General features: G+C 69.3%; 17 protein-coding genes. 10 read left to right on the forward strand and 7 right to left on the reverse strand.

Annotated elements, in window-relative coordinates:
• Both EV647_RS33460 and EV647_RS33465 read left to right on the forward strand, forming a co-directional pair.
• Entirely contained in the window at window positions 1–417 is a 417-nt protein-coding gene (locus EV647_RS33460; protein WP_134010102.1) for a CoA-binding protein, read from the forward strand.
• Window positions 417–839: a TIGR03667 family PPOX class F420-dependent oxidoreductase gene (locus EV647_RS33465; protein ID WP_134010104.1), complete on the forward strand. Its 423-nt coding sequence runs from the start codon at window positions 417–419 to the stop codon at window positions 837–839. The genes EV647_RS33460 and EV647_RS33465 overlap by 1 nt, the downstream gene beginning before the upstream one ends.
• Window positions 840–848: 9 nt before the next feature.
• Here EV647_RS33465 and EV647_RS33470 read toward each other — a convergent pair whose 3' ends face one another.
• Genes EV647_RS33470 through EV647_RS33485 form a run of 4 tightly spaced genes read right to left on the reverse strand, consistent with a single transcriptional unit; the run spans window position 849 to window position 4,622 of the window.
• Window positions 849–1,097 carry a DUF2630 family protein gene (locus EV647_RS33470; protein ID WP_133789323.1) on the reverse strand — a complete coding sequence of 83 codons (249 nt, stop codon included), beginning with the start codon at window positions 1,095–1,097 and terminating at the stop codon, window positions 849–851.
• Window positions 1,094–1,861, reverse strand: a complete 768-nt coding sequence (locus EV647_RS33475; RefSeq protein WP_134010106.1) for an ABC transporter permease — start codon at window positions 1,859–1,861, stop codon at window positions 1,094–1,096. Before EV647_RS33475 ends, EV647_RS33470 begins: the two co-directional genes overlap by 4 nt.
• Before the next feature lie 3 nt (window positions 1,862–1,864).
• A complete protein-coding gene (locus EV647_RS33480; protein ID WP_134010108.1) occupies window positions 1,865–3,565 on the reverse strand; it encodes an AMP-binding protein in 1,701 nt (566 codons plus the stop codon).
• A gap of 10 nt (window positions 3,566–3,575) precedes the next feature.
• Complete coding sequence (locus EV647_RS33485; protein WP_134010110.1) at window positions 3,576–4,622, reverse strand: SLC13 family permease; 1,047 nt, start codon at window positions 4,620–4,622, stop codon at window positions 3,576–3,578.
• 40 nt (window positions 4,623–4,662) lie between these two features.
• On the opposite strand from EV647_RS33485, the gene EV647_RS33490 reads away from it, so the two are divergent.
• Complete coding sequence (locus EV647_RS33490; protein WP_166680485.1) at window positions 4,663–7,359, forward strand: bifunctional GNAT family N-acetyltransferase/acetate--CoA ligase family protein; 2,697 nt, start codon at window positions 4,663–4,665, stop codon at window positions 7,357–7,359.
• A 167-nt stretch (window positions 7,360–7,526) separates the two neighbouring features.
• Here the strand turns inward: EV647_RS33490 and EV647_RS33495 are convergent, their stop codons facing one another.
• Window positions 7,527–8,036, reverse strand: coding sequence for a DUF2087 domain-containing protein (locus tag EV647_RS33495; protein WP_134010112.1), 510 nt, complete (start codon window positions 8,034–8,036; stop codon window positions 7,527–7,529).
• Window positions 8,037–8,080: 44 nt separating this feature from the next.
• Here EV647_RS33495 and EV647_RS33500 point away from each other — a divergent pair, with 44 nt between their 5' ends.
• The 5 genes from EV647_RS33500 to EV647_RS33520 all read left to right on the forward strand — a co-directional run bounded on the left by EV647_RS33500 (window position 8,081) and on the right by EV647_RS33520 (window position 13,411).
• Window positions 8,081–9,166, forward strand: coding sequence for a P1 family peptidase (locus EV647_RS33500; RefSeq protein ID WP_134010114.1), 1,086 nt, complete (start codon window positions 8,081–8,083; stop codon window positions 9,164–9,166).
• Window positions 9,167–9,264: 98 nt separating this feature from the next.
• A complete protein-coding gene (locus EV647_RS33505; RefSeq protein WP_134010117.1) occupies window positions 9,265–9,966 on the forward strand; it encodes an ABC transporter ATP-binding protein in 702 nt (233 codons plus the stop codon).
• Window positions 9,963–11,612, forward strand: a complete 1,650-nt coding sequence (locus EV647_RS33510) for an FtsX-like permease family protein (RefSeq protein ID WP_134010119.1) — start codon at window positions 9,963–9,965, stop codon at window positions 11,610–11,612. Before EV647_RS33505 ends, EV647_RS33510 begins: the two co-directional genes overlap by 4 nt.
• A gap of 58 nt (window positions 11,613–11,670) precedes the next feature.
• Window positions 11,671–12,285: a DUF5998 family protein gene (locus tag EV647_RS33515; protein WP_133789331.1), complete on the forward strand. Its 615-nt coding sequence runs from the start codon at window positions 11,671–11,673 to the stop codon at window positions 12,283–12,285.
• Window positions 12,286–12,289: 4 nt separating this feature from the next.
• Window positions 12,290–13,411, forward strand: a complete 1,122-nt coding sequence (locus EV647_RS33520) for an alkaline phosphatase family protein (RefSeq protein WP_238175050.1) — start codon at window positions 12,290–12,292, stop codon at window positions 13,409–13,411.
• On the opposite strand, the gene EV647_RS33525 is transcribed toward EV647_RS33520, so the two are convergent.
• Window positions 13,408–15,051 carry a S8 family serine peptidase gene (locus EV647_RS33525; protein ID WP_238177518.1) on the reverse strand — a complete coding sequence of 548 codons (1,644 nt, stop codon included), beginning with the start codon at window positions 15,049–15,051 and terminating at the stop codon, window positions 13,408–13,410. The two genes, EV647_RS33520 and EV647_RS33525, sit on opposite strands and share 4 nt — an antisense overlap.
• 109 nt (window positions 15,052–15,160) lie before the next feature.
• Between EV647_RS33525 and EV647_RS33530 the strand changes: the two genes are divergently transcribed.
• Window positions 15,161–15,814, forward strand: coding sequence for a thymidine kinase (locus EV647_RS33530; protein WP_133789333.1), 654 nt, complete (start codon window positions 15,161–15,163; stop codon window positions 15,812–15,814).
• Window positions 15,811–16,632 carry a sulfurtransferase gene (locus EV647_RS33535; protein WP_134010124.1) on the forward strand — a complete coding sequence of 274 codons (822 nt, stop codon included), beginning with the start codon at window positions 15,811–15,813 and terminating at the stop codon, window positions 16,630–16,632. The genes EV647_RS33530 and EV647_RS33535 overlap by 4 nt, the downstream gene beginning before the upstream one ends.
• A 4-nt stretch (window positions 16,633–16,636) precedes the next feature.
• Here the strand turns inward: EV647_RS33535 and EV647_RS33540 are convergent, their stop codons facing one another.
• On the reverse strand, window positions 16,637–17,383 hold the full coding sequence (locus EV647_RS33540) for an SDR family NAD(P)-dependent oxidoreductase (RefSeq protein ID WP_238177519.1): 747 nt from the start codon (window positions 17,381–17,383) through the stop codon (window positions 16,637–16,639).
• Between the last annotated feature and the right edge of the window lie 28 nt (window positions 17,384–17,411).

Here is a 17,411-nt window from a genome sequence, read left to right on the forward strand (position 1 = left end):
ATGGACGAGGCGATTCGTAAGATCCTGGCCGAGTGCGACACGTGGGCCGTGGTGGGGTTGTCGAACAACACCGGCCGGGCGGCGTACGGCGTGGCGCGGTTCCTGCAGAGTCATGGGAAGCGGATCGTGCCGGTGCATCCGGCGGCCGAGACGGTGCACGGGGAGCAGGGGTACGCGACGCTTGCGGACATCCCGTTCCCGGTGGACTGCGTGGACGTGTTCGTGCGGTCCGAGCTGGCCGGGGAGATCGCGGACCAGGCGGTGGGAATCAAGGCGAAAGCGGTGTGGTTCCAGCTCGACGTAGTGGATCAGGACGCCTACGCACGGACGACGGCCGCGGGTCTCACGATGGTGATGGACCACTGCCCGGCGATCGAGTGGGGACGTCTCGGACCGATCTCTTCCGAAGGGCTCTGATGTTCACGATCGACACGTCCACCGGCTTCGGCAAGCGGATCGCACGGCAGCTCGCCGACGAGCGGGTGGTTTGGCTGACCACGGTCGCCCCGTCGGGCACGCCGGCGCCGACGCCGGTGTGGTTCCTCTGGCACGACGACGAGATCCTGATCAGCAGCGAGCCGAACAAGGCCAAGCTGCGCAACATCGCCGGCCATCCGCAGGTCACGGTCAACTTCAACGCCACCCACACCGGGGGAGACGTCGGCGTCGTCTCCGGTACGGCGGTGATCGACCCGGACCCGATCAGCGGCGACGCGCTGGCGGCGTACAACACGAAGTACGCCGCCGACATCGCCGGCCTCGGGATGACGCCGGACCAGTTCCACGCTGCTTACTCGGTCCTGATCCGGATCACCCCCAGGAAACTGCGCGGTTTCTAGTCCGGATATCTAGTTGAGGTAGCCCTCGACGGTGTCGCCGGAGCGGGCGGCGGCGTCGTCGGGGTTCTCGCCGAACTCGCGCTTGGCGCGGCGCTGGCGGAGCAGGTCCCAGCACTGGTCCAGCTCGACCTCGAGCGCCCGGAGCCGGGCATGCTCGTCGGTGTCGTTCACCTGTCCCGCCGCGTGCTTGGTCCGCAGCTCATGCTCCTCGGCCACCAGTTCGTCGATCCGGCTGAAGATGCTCTTGTCGTCGCTCATGAGGAAACGGTACGCCCGTCGGGAAGCGTCGAGCGTGACAGGAGCTCCGTCACCACCAGGATCGCGATCGCCTCGGCCGCGACCAGGCCGATCAGTACGACGAGTTGGAGCGCGGCTGCCTGGGTCGGTGAGGCCCCGCCGAGGACCATGCCGACGAACGCGCCGGGGAGCGTGACGAGGCCGACGGTGCGGGTCTGGTCCAGGGCCGGCAGCAGGGCATCACCCGCGACCGGGCCGACCACGAGCTTGAACGCGTCCGGTTGCAGCAGCCCGATCGACAGTCCCGCCTCGAACTCGCCGTACCGGTTGCCGTATTCGCTCAGCACCCGGCGCCCGGCGAGGGTGGTCGCGGTCATCGCGCCGCCGACGATGATGCCGCCCATCGGCAGGATGCTGGCCGGGTTCCGCGGTACGACGCCCGGCAGGATCAGGAGCATCAGTACGGCGAACGCTCCGCTCCCGATCGCTGCCGCGCAGTACATCCACTGCCGCGGGACGACGACGGTGTGCTGGAGCCGTCGCGTGCTCGTCACCGTCGCGACCACGAACATCAGCAGCACGAACGCGATCGCGCCGAGCGTGTGCTGCAGCGCGATCCCGACCACCGCTCCGACCGCGGCGAGCTGCACGACCGCACGCAGCGCAGCGGTGACGATGCCCTTGTCGTGGCGGAGCCCGGCGTACCGCGAGGCTCCCACCCCGATGGCGATCAGCAACGGCAGGACGACAACGGCGGCCCAGCCGAGCCCGGTGTGGAACGACATCGCTTACTTGAAGTCCGCCTCGTCGTACGTCTGCCCGCCGGTCCCGCTCTCGACCTTCGCGGCCTCGTCCGCGCGGAGTTCGACTCTCCGGATCTTCCCGGAGATCGTCTTCGGCAGCTCGGCGAACTCGATCCGCCGGATCCGCTTGTACGGCGCCAGGTGCTCGCGGCAGAACGCGAGGATCTCCCCGGCGAGCTCACGCGACGGTTCGTGGCCCGCGGCGAGAACGACGTACGCCTTCGGTACGGCGAGCCGCACCGGATCCGGCGACGGTACGACGGCCGCCTCGGCGACGGCCGGGTGCTCGATCAGCACCGACTCCAGCTCGAACGGCGAGATGCGGTAGTCGCTGGCCTTGAACACGTCGTCCGAGCGTCCGACGTACGTGATGTAGCCGTCCTCGTCCCGGCTCGCGACGTCGCCGGTGTGGTAGTACCCGTTCCGCATCACCTCTTCGGTGAGCTCCTGCGCGTCCCGGTACCCGCGCATCAGCGGGACCGGCGCGGGCGCCAGCTCGATGCAGATCTCGCCGTCGTCGCCGATCTCGTCGGTGGCCGGGTCGATCAGCGCGATGCTGTACCCGGGCAGCGGGCGACCCATCGACCCGAGCTTGACCGGCTGACCGGGCGGGTTGCCGATCTGGGCGGTCGTCTCGGTCTGGCCGTAGCCGTCCCGGATCGTGATGCCCCACGCGGTGCGGACCTGCTCGATCACCTCGGGGTTCAACGGCTCACCGGCCGAGATGCACTCGCGGATCCGGACCTCGACCGCGGACAGGTCCGCCTGGATCAGCATCCGCCACACCGTCGGCGGCGCGCAGAACGTGGTCACGCCGTACTCCTGCAGCACCTGCAGCATCTTCTCGGCGTTGAACCGCGTGTAGTTGTAGAGGAAGACGGTCGCGCCGGCGTTCCACGGCGCGAACACGTTGCTCCACGAGTGCTTCGCCCAGCCGGGCGAGGAGACGTTGAGGTGTACGTCGCCGGGCTGCAGGCCGATCCAGTACATCGTGGACAGGTGGCCGACCGGGTAGCTCACCTGTGTGTGCTCGACCAGCTTCGGCTGGCTTGTCGTACCGGAGGTGAAATAGAGCAGCAGCGAGTCGTCGGCCGCCGTATCGACGTCAGGCACGGGGCCTTCGTAGATTTCGGAGTCGGCGTAGGCGAGCCAGCCTTCCGTCGGCTCGCCGACGGCGACGCGGATGCAGTGGTCGGCGATCCCGGCGTACCGGCCGGCGTCTGCGCCGCTGGTGACGACGGCGCGGACGTTGCCGCGGGAGATCCGGTCCGCGAGGTCGGCGTCGGTGAGCAGGGTGGTGGCGGGAATCATCACCGCGCCGGCGCGGATGCAGCCGAGCATCGTCTCCCACAGCTCGACCTGGTTGCCGAGGACGATGAGCACGCGATCGCCCGGCTTCAGCCCGGCCTCGGTCAGCCAGCCGGCCACCTGGCGGGATCGCTCGCCCATCTCGGCGTACGTCCGCGAGGTGACCTTGCCGTCCTCCTCGACGATCGTCAGCGCCGCCACCTCGGGCTGCTCGACGGCGAGCGCGTCGAACCAGTCACGCGCCCAGTTGAACCGCTCGAACGCCGGCCAGTTGAAGTCCCGGTACGCCGTCTCGTAGTCGTCCCGATGCGCAACCAGGAAGTCGCGCGCCGTCCGGAACTCCCGGGTGACCTCCGAAGTGCTCTGCTCCGTCGCCATGCAGCGCACATTACCCATTCAGCGCGAGTACGGCTCCGGTCACGACGAGTGGCGTGAGAATCAGTCCGCGCCACAGGAAGGACCACCAGGAGATGTCCACGCGGGCGGCGTCACAGCGCGCCCGCCAGAGCAGCGTGGCCAGCGAGCCCCACAGGGTGAGCAGGCAACCGCAGTTGACGCCGATGAGCAGTGCGAGCATGCGGTGCGGGCTGTCCGCGGCGACCGGCTCCATGGCGAGGTACGCCGGGAGGTTGTCGAACAGGTTCGCTCCGAGTGCAGCGGTCGCGCTCAAGCGCAGCTCCGAGGTAGTGCCGGCGACCCGCCGAAGGAGGTCCTCGAGGCCGTGGGAGCTCAGGAGCCCGACCACGGTGAACAGCACCACGACGGTGCCGACCAGCTTGAACGGGATCAGCGACCACCTGAGCACGCTGCGCCGCCGTACGGCGAACAGGACGACCAGCGCGACCGCACCGATGCTCGCGGGCCAAGCCACCTCGATACCTGAGACGAACGCCGGGCCGAGCAGCAGGCAGACAGCCGCGGAGCCCCAGAACAGGACCTTGTCCTCGACCGCAGGTGTCGGCGGGACGATGTACCGGCGTGGCAGGTCGCGGTGGAAGAGCGCCGCGAGCACGACGACGGTGATGACGATCGCGGCGATCGCAGGGCGCCAGCTCACGGACAGATAGCTGACATCCAGCTTGCGGAACGGGTGCAGGGCGAGCAGGTTCGTGAGGTTGGACACCGGCAGCAGGAGGGACGCCGTACCGGCCAGCCAGACGGTGGTGAACGCGAACAGCTTCGGCGGGATGTCCAGTTGGCGGGCCATCGACAGCACCACAGGCGTCAGCAGGACCGCGCAGGTGTCCAGGGACAGCACGATGGTGAGGACCGTGGCCAGCGCGACGACCAGTAGCCAGAGACGCCAGACCCGGCCGCGGGCGAGGTGCGCGGCCTCCCGCGCCGCGACGTCGAACACCTTGGCCTGGTCGGCCAGCTCGGCGATGACGGTCACTGCGACGAGGAACACCAGCACCGGCGCGATCCGCGCGACCAAATTGGGTCCTCTCCAGTGGCTGTTTGAGTACGCTGTCTGGGTGCCGGACCAGTATGACCACGAGCCTCCGGACGGCTATCCGGCGGAGTACGAGGCCGATGTCGTCCTGCGGGACGGCGCGACCGCGCATCTGCGGCCGATCACGCCGGACGATGCCGCGCTGCTGGTGGCGTTCTACGCGCGGGTGTCCGAGCAGTCGAAGTATTACCGCTTCTTCGCCCCGTACCCGGAGCTGTCCGAGCGTGATGTGGCGAGGTTCACGCAGGTCGACTACCACCAGCGGCTGGCGCTGATCGTCACGGTCGGTGACGAGATGATCGGCGTCGGACGCTACGAGGGCACGGGCCGGCGTACGGCGGAAGTCGCGTTCCTGATCGAGGACGCGCACCAAGGACGCGGGCTCGGGCAGCTCCTGCTGGAGCATCTGGCGCAGGCGGCGCGGGAGAACGGCATCCACCGGTTTATCGCCGAGGTGCTGCCGGACAACCGCAAGATGATCACGGTCTTCACCGAGGCCGGGTACAAGGTCGCCCGGGAGTTCGAGGACGGCGTCATCATGGTCGAGTTCGACATCGCGCCGACCGACACGTCGTTCGGTGTGATGCAGGCCCGCGAGCAGCGCTCCGAGGCGCTGTCGATCGCGCGGTTGCTGACCCCGTCCTCGGTCGCCGTCATCGGCGCGAGCCGCCGCGAGGGCACGATCGGCAACGCGCTGCTGCGCAATCTCCGCGACGGCGGTTTCCCCGGTCGGCTGTACGCCGTGAACACCGATACGAAAGCGTCCGAGATCGAGGGCGTCCCGGCGTACCCGACGATCCGGGAGGTCGAGGACACCGTCGACCTCGCGGTGGTCGCGGTCAAGGCGGACATGGTCGCGGACGTCGTCCTGGACTGCGCGGCGAAGGGTGTGCGCGGGCTGGTCGTGGTCTCGAGCGGGTTCGCGGAGATCGGGGACGAGGGGCGCAAGCGGCAGCGGTACCTGGTGGGTCTCGCGCGGTCCTACGGCATGCGGGTGATCGGGCCGAACGCGCTCGGCCTGATCAACACCGCGAGCGGTGTCTCGCTGAACGCGACCCTGTCACCGCTGATGCCGAGCAAGGGCCGGGTCGCGTTCTTCTGCCAGTCGGGCGCGCTCGGTGTGCCGATCCTCGCCGACATGGTCGGGCGTGGTCTGGGACTGTCGAGCTTCGTCTCGGCCGGCAACCGGGCGGATGTCTCGGGCAACGACCTGATGCAGTACTGGTACTCCGACGAGGCCACCGAGGTCGTCCTGCTGTACCTGGAGTCGCTCGGCAACCCGCGCAAGTTCAGCCGGGTGTCACGCCGGCTCGCGGGGCGGAAACCGGTGATCGCGCTCAAGTCCGGGCGAGCCACCCAGGGCGTGCCGGTCGGACAGCTCGTCCGGCGCAGCCACTTGCCGCCGGAGAGCATCGAGTCGATGTTCCGGCAGAGCGGCCTGATCGGTGTGGACACCACCGGCGAACTGTTCGACGTCGCGCAGTTGCTCGCCCACCAGCCGTTGCCGAAAGGCCGCCGGGTCGCGATCGTCTCGAACTCGGACGCGCTGACGCTGCTCGCGCTCGACACCATGGCGAGCTGCGGCCTCGACGTCGCGGGGGAGCCGCGGAACCTGAGCGCCGACGCGACTCCGTCCGACTTCGGTCTTGCCCTGTCCGAGGTGTTCGCCGACGACAAGGTGCACTCGGTCGTGGTGATCTACACACCGCCGGTGCAGTCGAACGGCGGCGAGGTGGCGCAGGTGCTCGCCGCGGCCGCCGCGGGCTCGGACAAGCCGGTGGTGTCGACCTTCCTCGCGTCCCGGAGCGTGCCCGCCGAGCTGCAGGTGCCGGACGAGGACGGCGGTGCCGCGCGCGGCTCGATCCCCTCGTTCCTCAATCCGCAGTACGCCGTCGGCGCGCTGGCGAAGGCGACGCAGTACGCCGAGTGGCGGCGCCGGTCGGACAGCCGGATCCCGGACCTGCCGGACATCGACACCGCCGGGGGAGAAGACTTCGTCGAGCAGTTCCTGCAGCGGCACCCGACCGGCGCGGACCTCGACGAGACCGACCGGCAGCGGCTGCTGGCCTTCTACGGGATCTCGGTGCTGCCGGCGTTCCCGGTGCTGTCCGCGGACGAGGCCGTCGACCGGGCCGCGGACCTGGGGTTCGAGGTGATCCTGAAGGCGACCGCGGAGCAGTGGCGGATGCGGCCGGACCTCGCCGACATCTGGCGGCACATCCACGACGAGGACGACATGCGCGCGGCCTGGGCGGAGATGACCCACACGTTCGGGGTCGCGTCGGATCCGGGGCGGGCGCAGTTCGTCGTACAGAAGATGGCGCCGCCCGGCGTACCGGTGGTGATCTCGACGATCGAGGACGTGTCGTTCGGGCCGGTGGTGACGTTCGGGCTGTCCGGCGTCGCGACGGATCTGCTCGGCGACCGCTCGTACCGGATGCCGCCGCTCACCACCCGCGACGCGGCGGAGATGGTGCGCGAGGTGAAAGCCGCGCCCCTGCTGTACGGCTACCGCGGCTCGGATCCCGTGGACATCCCGGCGATCGAGGACCTCCTGCACCGGGTGTCCCGCCTGACCCTCGACCTCGAGGAGGTCGTCCGCCTGGACCTCCGCTCAGTCCTCGTCGCCGCCCAGGGCGCCACCGTCCTCGACACCAGAATCCGCATCGCCCCGAACGAGAAGCCCCGGCAAGACACCCCCGCCCGCCGCCTCACGTAAGCCCCGCAACGCCTCTCCCCGAACTGGTTTGGGGAGGGTTACCCACCCGGATCGAGCAGTAGGGCTCCCCGGTCCCGGTTGAGGGCCTCCCCGAACTGGTTTGGGGAGGGTTGTGCCGGGGTTGGCAGTGAGGGCCGGGGTTGTGGGGGACGTGCTGGCGGCGGGAGCTAGGGGCGGGTGTAGATGCTGTTGTCGCGGTTGAGGAGTCTCCCGTCGACCAGGCCTCGGCGGAGGGCGGCGTGGTCGGGGTGCCAGCGGTTGAGGATCTCGTTGACCTCGGACTCGGGGTACGAGCGACCTACCTCGAACGACTGGACGAGGTACTCGAGGACGATCCGGTACTTGTCCGGGAACGTCGGGAAGTGGGTCAGCCGCCCGTCACGGATGAACGACTTCAGCACGTTGTCCCGAGCCGGATCGGGATCCAGCGGAACCCGCTCCGGACGGCTCTCCCGTACGGCGTCCTTGAACGCGGCCTCGTCCGCCGTGAACCCGTCCCGGCTCGCCGCGATCAGTCCGCCCTTGGTCAGCCGCTGCAACGCCTTCACCACGACAGGTGCGGGGAGTCCGGTGCTCCCGGCAACCTGCTCGGGAGTGGAGGCGCCGAGGACGATCGCGGAGTACGTCCGCAACCTCGACGGTTCGGCCAGCAGACCACAGAGCTGATCGGTGTTCATCCCTTCACGCTAACGCTCACCGCAACCGGATTAGGATCTTCGGCATGCAGCCCGGCCCGCAGAACGCGATTACCGATGTGCCTGGAATCTCGGTCGGACAGGTCGAGCGCCTGGACCCGCCGTACTTGACCGGTACGACGGTCGTGCACGTGCCGGGAACGGCTGTCGCCGGGGTCGATGTCCGCGGTGGCGCGCCCGGCACCCGCGAGACGGACCTGCTCGCGCCGGTGAACTCGAACGGCGGCGTGAACGCGATCGTCCTGACCGGCGGCAGCGCGTTCGGGCTCGACACGGCCGGCAGCGTGATGCGCTGGCTGGAGGAGCGCGGCGAGGGTGTCCGCGTCGGTCAGGGCGAGTACGACGTGGTGCCGATCGTCCCGACCGCGGTGATCTTCGACCTCGCCCGCGGCGGCGACTTCAAGGCACGGCCGGAGCCGTCCTGGGGAGCTGACGCGATCGCCGCCGCCACCGACGGTCCGGTTGCCCTGGGCAACCACGGTGCCGGGGCCGGTGCCCGGGCCCGTTCATTGAAGGGCGGCGTCGGCTCGGCGAGCGTCCGGCTGGACGACGGTACGACGGTCGGCGCGCTGGTGATCGTGAACGCGGCCGGCTCCGCGGTCGATGCCGACGGCAACCTGTACGGCGCCCGCCTCGGACTCGGCGACGAGTTCACGCACCTGCGAACGCCGGTCGAGCCGCCGCCACCCGCGGCGCCCGGCCGCAACCTGATCCCGGGCCCGGCAGCGACAACCGGGATGACAACTGGGATGACAACCGGGATGAACACCGTGATCGCGGTCGTCGCCACCGACGTACCGCTGGACAAGGCCGCGACGCAGCGGATGGCGATGGTCGCGCACGACGGGCTGGCGCGGGCGATCGACCCGATCCACACGCTCGTCGACGGCGACAGCATCTTCGCGCTGTCGACCCGGTCGACGGACGAGCCGCGGCTGAGCGTGACCGATCCGCTCGCGCTCGGCCAGTTGGAGACCGTGTACACCGCGGGCGCGCGGACGCTGTCGCGGGCGATCGTGCACGCGATGCTGAACGCGGAGTCGGTGGAGACCCCGGGTGGGACGATCCCGAGCTACCGCGACGCATATCCGTCAGCGTTCCGCACCGACTGACGTACGACTTGGGTCGTACGTCGTACCGGTCTAAAGACGACGACAGGACCGATCCGCGGGCCGACGATCGCGGGCGGTGATCGCGAAAGGCTCTGGGCATGAACTTTCAGAGTCCCCAGTCGCAGGTTGTGTTGAGTGGGCACGGCCTGGTCAAGCACTACGGCAGCGTGGTCGGCCTGGCCGGCGTGGACGTTGCCGTCCGGTCCGGCGAAGCGCTCGCGGTCATGGGCCCGAGTGGCAACGGCAAGACCACCCTGCTGCACGTGCTCGCCGGCATCCTCACGCCGGACCAGGGCGAGGTCTGGCTGGGCGGTGAACGTGTCGACCAGCTGAACGACGCCGCTCGGACCGTACTGCGCCGTCGCCGTCTCGGTTTCGTGTTCCAGGACAACCAGTTGCTCGCCGAGCTTCCCGCCGACGAGAACGTCGCCCTGCCGCTGATGGTCGACGGTCTGAGCCGGCGCGAGGCGATCGGACGCGCGCGGACGATCCTCGCCCAGGTCGGGCTGGCCGCTGAGGTTGGTCGTCGACCGGGTGAGTTGTCCGGCGGTCAGGCGCAGCGGGTAGCTATCGCGCGGGCACTGGTCGGCGAGCCGCAGGTGGTCTTCGCCGACGAACCAACCGGCGCACTGGACGCGGCCACCGGCTCACAGGTCATCGACCTGCTCGTAGGCGCCGCGACCTACCGCGGTGCCGCAGTAGTAGTCGTCACCCATGACAATGCTGTAGCCGCCCGCTGCCACCGGGCCCTCCACATCGTTGACGGCCGAGTCAGCGACGCCATGGGAGCCGTGCGATGAACCCGATGACTGAACTCGGCCTGCGGTTCGTACGACGTCCCGGGCCCGGCGGACGTGCCGCCAACCTGGCCGCCTTCGGTGCGACTGCAGTGGTCGCGCTGCTGGTCACGTTTCTGATTGCCGGTTCGCTCGGGTTGTCGCACCGGTCGGAGCGGATCGGGTGGCGGAGTGCGGACAAGGCTGATCCGACAACCGCGATCGGCTCGCTGAACCTGGACGACGACCAGCGGGCCGACGGTCACCGCCTGAGCGTTCTCGACCTCGCGGTCCTGCGCCCCAACGAGCTCGCACCACCACCGGGCCTCGATCACACCCCCAAGCCCGGTGAGGTCTTCGTCTCGCCGGAGGTCGCGAAACGCTGGTCCAGCCTCAGCAAGCAGTACGGCGCAGATAAGCCGACCGGGGTGATCAGTGACAAGGGTCTGTCGTCGCCAGAAGAGTTCATCATCATCCGCGGCGTCCGGACGATCCCTTCCGACCAGCACCCGCAGTACGTCAGCAGCTGGAACGAGAAGGTGTGGGACAGCCGTATGGCCGGACTGCTCATCGCAGTGGCGTTCGGCATCATCCTGGTGCTGTTCCCGATCCTGAGCCTCGTCGGACAGGCCGCTGGTGTCGCAGCCAAGCGCCGCGAGCACCGACTGGCCGCACTGCGTCTTGCTGGTGCAACCCGGACCCAGGTGCTCTGGCTGAGCGCAGTAGAACAAGCCGTGCTCGCTGCGGCCGGTGCAGTCGTCGGCCTGATCGGCTACACCGCTCTGAGTCCGCTGATCGCGCAGATCCCGCTCGGCGGCGGACGCTGGTACGTCGGTGACATCACGGTCCAGTGGTGGACGGTCCTCGTCGTACTGGTCGCCGTACCCATCCTGTCCGTCATCAGTGCACTCATCGGCCTCGGACGAGTCAGCATCACCCCACTGGGCGTCGTACGCGGCCAAACCCGCAAGGGCTTGAGCGTGCTGCGTATCGGGTTGCTGGTCATCGGTCCGGTGATGCTGGCGTACTACGGGATGCGGGCGGCTGTGCTGCCGTTGCTGATCGCTGTCGGCTTCGCGGCGCTCGCCGTACGCGTGGTCGGACCGTGGGCGGTGCAGCTGGTGGGCAAGGCGATGGCGAAGGCGGCAAACGGACCTGTGACGTTGCTGGCCGGTCGGCGCCTGGTAGACGACCCAAAGGGTGCTTTCCGGCCTGTGGCCGCTCTAGTACTGTCCGGTTTCGTCACTGGGTTCATCTCGGTGTTCATGCCCACTGGCGAAGACGATCCGTCCTTCAACGACCTGCGGATCGGTGTCGCGTTGCTGCTCTCACTGGTCTTCCTGACCGTGGCTGCGTCGACGGCTGCGGGAGCAGTGGGTACGGCGCTGGACCAGGCAGCTCCTGCACGGGCGCTACGGCGGTCCGGCGTTCCGCTGTCGGTGATCGAGCGAGCAGCTCGCGTCGCGGCCGTCCTACCGGTCGTCGGAGTCGGGTTGCCCGTCGTCGGGTTCGGCGCGCTGTGCGGACTGGCGTTGAGTGGCGGAAAGGTGATGACCGAGGGGAGTTCCGGCGTACTGCTGCTGCTCGGGCAGGTCGTCGCAGGGCTCGTTCTGGTCACCGTCGCGGGCGCTGCCGGAGCACCGGTGCTGCGGAAGGCAAGCGCGAACTGATCGCGGTTGTCCACAAGGGTGAAAACGCTCCCGGGCACGATCGTGCGAGGATGAGTGCATGCGTGACCTGAATACACCGGAGCTCGCGGATGCGTCGGCGGACCTGCGCGACGCCATCGATCGGTGCGGCTACTACCCCGATGTGGTGACCGACTCGCTCGAGGTGGCGATCGCCGGCGAACCGATCCGAGCCTACGTGCTCCAGCACGAGCCGACGTTCGACCGCGACGAGGTCCGGCGGCACATCACGATCCTGGCGCTCACCCCGACCCGGCTGATCGTCGGGCACACCGACGAGCACGCCGCGGACGAACTGATCCGCGCGCCGTACGCGTCCACGTCGACCGAGGCGATCCCGCTGCACCGGGTGAACGCCGTCGTCGTGAACCGCGTCGTACCGAACCCGGCGGGCTACGCCACCGGCAAGGCCGACCCGGCGGTCGCGGGCAGCGGTGAGGTGGTGCTGACCATCGGCTGGGGCATGGTGAACCGGATCGACCTGGAGCCGGCCGTCTGCGCGGATCCGAACTGCGAGGCCGACCACGGCTACACCGGTTCGGTCGCGGCCGACGACATCTCGCTGCGGATCAGCGCCGCGGCCGACGGTCCGGCCGGGATCCAGCAGGTGCTCGAGTTCGCGAAGGCACTCTCGTTCGCGACCACCAGCAGGTAACGCCGTGATCCAGCCGATGTCGCCGCAGTACGGCGGCGGCGCGCTCGCCGACGTTCTGCCGTCGGTGGCCGGCGCGCTGTCGGTGCCGGGGGAGACCAACCTCCTCGGCCTGCCGCCCGCCTCCCGGTACGCCGTCCTCCTGCTCGACGGACTCGGCTGGAATCTCCTTCAGCGGTACGGCGACGCCGCGCCGTACCTGTCGTCGCTGACTCCCAGGAGTCTTACCGCTGGCGTGCCCTCGACGACCGCTGTCAGCCTCACGAGCCTCGGCACGGGTCTGCCGCCAGGCGCGCACGGCATCGTCGGCTACACGTCGATCGTCCCGGAGACCGGCGCATTGCTGAACGCGCTGTCCTGGGACGCGCCGGTCGACCCACGACGGTGGCAGCCGCACGGGACCGTGTTCGATCGGGTAGCTGCAGCAGGTGTTGCCACGCGCAACGTGAGCAAGGCGCGCTTCGACACGTCAGGGCTCACGGCGGCCGCGTTCCGGGGGAGTGCACACCGCGGCGCCGACACTGTCGAGGACCGTCTGGACGCGACCCGTTTCGCGAGTCGTGAAGGGCAGTCGTCGCTGGTGTACGTGTACGACTCGCAGCTCGACTACATCGGCCACCAACAGGGCTGCGACTCGTGGCAGTGGCAGAAGGAACTCGCGGCGGCCGACACGTTCGCTCAACAGGTCCGGTCGGCGCTGCCGCGCGACGCCGTACTGCTCGTCGTCGCCGACCACGGCATGATCGACGTCGCCCCTGAGCACCGCGTGGATCTGGACGCCGAGCCTGCACTGACCGAGGCAGTGACCCTCATCGGTGGGGAGTCGCGTTTCCGTCACCTGTACTGCGTTCCCGGCGCGGAGGCCGACGTACTCGCCGTCTACAGGGAACGGCTGGGTGAGAAGGCGCTCGTACTGTCACGCTCTGAGGCGATCGCGCGTGGCTGGTTCGGTCCGGTCGTCGAGGACCGGGTATCACCGCGGCTGGGAGACGTCATCGTCGCAGCCCTCGGACCGGTCGCTCTGGTGGCCAGCCGCCGTCACGCGCACGAGGCCGATCTGATCGGCCTCCACGGTTCGCTGACTCCGGACGAGATGGAGATCCCGCTGCTTGTCGACGCGGGGTACTAGAAGCTCCAGACGTCCCAGAAGAAGCTGGTGGTGGCGGTCTTGGCTTCGCCGTCGCGGGCGGTGACAGTCACCTTGTACCGACCGGCGCCGGGCGTCAGCACGCCGGTGATCCAGCCGCGCTCGGCGTCGATGGTGAGGCCGGGCGGGAGACCGCTCGCCGAGTAGCTGATGTCACCGGTGCCGCCGGTGCCCTTCAGCAGCAACGGGACCGCCGGGATGCCGCCGACGCCGAGCTGCTCGGGCGGCTGGGTGACCGAGATCGCGCCCTGCGGCTGCGCAGCCGCCGCACCGACCGCCTCGGCCGCGTCGACCAGCCCCTCGCCGTAGTACGAGTTGTTCCCGGCGGACCCGGAGCACTCACCGGAGGCCGCGGGCGGGCACGCGAGGTCGTTGGCCTGCTGGGCGAGCCGGGCGCGGACCTGGGACGGGTTCAGCTTCGGATCGACGCTGCGGAGGAGGGCCGCGACACCGGCGACGTGCGGCGACGCCATCGACGTACCCTCGAGAATCTTGTAGCCGCCGCCCGGCACCGTCGAGTACACCGCCTGGCCCGGGGCGGCGAGGTTGATCTTGTTCTCGCCGAAGTTCGAGAACGGCGACTTCGCGCTGGTCGGGTCGACCGCCGCGACCACGACCACGTTCGGCAGCTCGTGCGGAAGGCTGAGGCAATCGTTCGTGACGGGGCGCACGGTCGCGGTCGAGTCGTCGGGGCTGGACTCGTCGGCGGTCTTGTTCGCGAGGTCGTAGTCCTCGTTGCCGGCTGCGGCGACGTTCACGACGCCCTTGCTGTCCGAGTACGCGACGGAGCGGCGTACGGCTTCGAGGATCGCGTCCTGGTCCTTGTCGCTCGGGCAGTTGAACAGCCACGGGTCGACGTAGTAGCTGTTGTTCGTCACCGAGACGCCCTTGTCGGCCGCGAACATGAACGCGCAGACCGTGTTCTCCGGGAAGAACAACTGGCTCCCGGCCTCGGCCACCCGGATCGACGACACCTTCACGCCCGGTGCGACCCCGACCATCCCGATGCCGTTCTTCGCGCCGGCGATCGTGCCCGCGACATGCGTGCCGTGCTCGCCGACCGGCCGCCACGCGCCGGGCCGGGTGTCGAGCTTGCCGTACGCGCAGGACGCCGACTTGGCCGCGTCGAAGTTCGCCTTGAGATCTGGGTGCTGGTCGTCCACACCCGTGTCGAGCACGCCGACGGTGACGCTCTTCGAGCCCGGGTTCTTCGCCCAGGCGCGGTCCGCACCGATCAGGGTCATGTCCGCGCGGTCGGTCTCCGGCTGCGCCGTCGGGGTCTCCGCGACCGCAGGCGGGACCGCTGGGTTGCTGACGTCCGGTGGGAGGTCGGAGGTGCGAGTGGCGCCGGCCTTCTGCACGCCCTCGACGCCGCGCAGCTTGTCCGCGAAGTCGGTCGCCGTCGAGTGCGCCACGATCACCCCGATCGCGTCGTACGTCGCATAGACCGTGCCGCCGTTCTGCGTGATCGCGCCGGTCACCTTGCCGGTTTGGTTCGGCGCGGTGATCACGAAGTACGCCCGGAGTCCCGCCTCGGACCGGGTCGGCGCCGCACCGGCCGGAAGGGTGGCGGTGGCGACCACAAGACAGGCCGCGAGGACGAGGAACAGGGCTTTGCGCACAATCCATTCAAGCTGAACGAAGGCTCAAAACCCAACCCACCCCTCCGACACACCCCGGCGTGCACCCCGACGTGCGGAGGGGACCTTTGACTTGGCAGGATGTTCGCCCGTGGCGGAGCTCCTGTATTTCACCGGGACCATGGACTGCGGCAAGTCGACGCTGGCGCTGCAGATGGATCACAACCACAAGGCACGCGGGAGGGTCGGGAGGATCTTCACCAGCCACGACCGGGCGGGGGAGTCGGTGCTGTCGTCGCGGCTCGGGCTGTCCGCGGACGCGGTCGAGGTACGCACGGACTTCGACTTCTGGGACTACGTCGTGAACGAGCTGACGGCCGGCGGCCGGATCGACTACGTGGTGTGCGACGAGGCGCAGTTCTACAGCCCGCTGCAGATCGAGCAGCTCGCACGGCTGACCGACGAGCTGCAGATCGACGTGTTCTGCTTCGGCATCCTGACCGACTTCCGGGCCACGCTGTTCCCGGGGTCGGCGCGGCTGGTGGAGCTCGCGGACCGGATGGAACTGCTCCAGGTCGAGGCCTTGTGCTGGTGCGGTGAACGGGCCACGCACAACGCCCGTACGATCGGTGGGGAGATGGTGACCGAGGGCGAGCAGCTGGTGGTGGGCGACATCGTGTCGCTGGACCACGAGGTCGCGTACGAGGTGCTCTGCCGCCGGCACCACCGCCGCCGCCTCACCCAGGCCCGCGCCCGCGCCACGTTGTCACCCGAAGTCCTGCCGTTCGGAGGAGCTGCGTCATGAGTCCGTTGATCACCGTTGAGGAGCTGCGCGCGCTGGGCACTGCTCCGGTGCTGGTCGACGTCACCTGGAACCTGGCCGGCCCGCCCGGCAAGGAGGCGTACGACGCCGGCCACCTGCCCAGGGCGTACTTCGTCGACCTCGACACCGAACTCGCCGCCGCCCCCGGCCCCGGCCGCCACCCGTTGCCCACCGCAACGACTGTCACGGAGACCTTCCGCCGGATCGGCATCAGGTCCGCCGACACTCCGGTCGTGGTGTACGACGCCGCGAACTCGATGTCCGCGGCCCGTGCCTGGTGGGTGTTCAGGTACTTCGGGCTGACCGGCGTACGCGTTCTCGACGGTGGGCTGGCCGCGTGGAAGGCCGCCGGGGGAGAGGTCACCGCGGACGCACCGGCTGATGGCGCCGGTACCTTCACCGCGACACCCGGCCACCTGCCCGTGCTCGACGCCGACGGCGCGGCCTCGGTGGCCGCGAAGGGCATCCTGCTGGACGCACGCGCACCGGAGCGGTTCGCGGGCGAGGTAGAGCCGATGGATCCAGTGGCCGGCCACATCCCGGGGGCCGTCAACGCCCCGACGACCGCGAACGTCGACGAGACCGGACGCTTCCTCCCACCCGCCGACCTCCGGGCCCGCTTCACCGCACTCGGCGTCACCCCGTCGACCGAGACCGCGGTCTACTGCGGCTCCGGAGTAACCGCCGCCCACGAAGCCCTCGCCCTGGAATCCGCCGGCCTCCCCGCGACGGTCTACATCGGCAGCTGGTCCGAATGGATCACCGACCCCACCCGGCCAGTGGCCACAGGCAAGGACTGACCGCTCACCAATCCACGGGCCCGAGGCGGTCCTCGAACGTACCGGTGGGGCCGTCCGGGCCGAGCGTGGCCATTCGGACGATCACGTCGGTGCCTTCGGTGACGGTCAGCTGACCCTTGTGGTTGTTCATGTCGGTGGCGGCGAACGTGTGCTTCGCGGTCTCACCGGGCGTGATGGCGTTGAACTTGATGGTCGGCAGCGCCTGCGCGTACCTGACCGTGAGCATGTTCAGCGCCGCCTTGGACGAGCTGTACGCGAGTTCGTGCATCTTGGAGACCGGCTGCTCCGGGTCCTGCACCACGCTGAACGCCCCGCCGCCGCTGGAGACCATCACCACACGTGGGTTGCCCGCCGCTTGCAGCAGCGGCAGGAACGCATGCGTGACCCGCACCGGCCCGTACACGTTGGCGTCGTACACGGCATGCAGCTCGTGAGCTGTCGCCTCGCGCGGGTGGACGGCGTGCCCCGGCGCGCCCGCGTTGTTGATCAGTACGTCGAGCCGTTCGGTGTGGCTGGAGACGACCTGCAGGGCGCCGGCGACGGACTCGTCGGAGGTCACGTCCAGCGGAACCAGCACCGCGTCCACACCGTCGGCCGCCAGCTTCTCGACGGCCACCCGCCCGCGCTCCTCGTCACGCGAACCGAGGAACACCTTCCAGCCCATCTCTCCGAGCCGACGGGCTGCTTCGTAGCCGAGACCCTTGTTCGCCCCGGTGATCAGAACGGTGGTCCGCTCCGCGTTCGTCATCATGTACCTCCTGTGGAAACGACTGTTCGAT

Source organism: Kribbella sp. VKM Ac-2566 (genome assembly GCF_004366005.1).
Lineage (GTDB): Bacteria > Actinomycetota > Actinomycetes > Propionibacteriales > Kribbellaceae > Kribbella > Kribbella pratensis.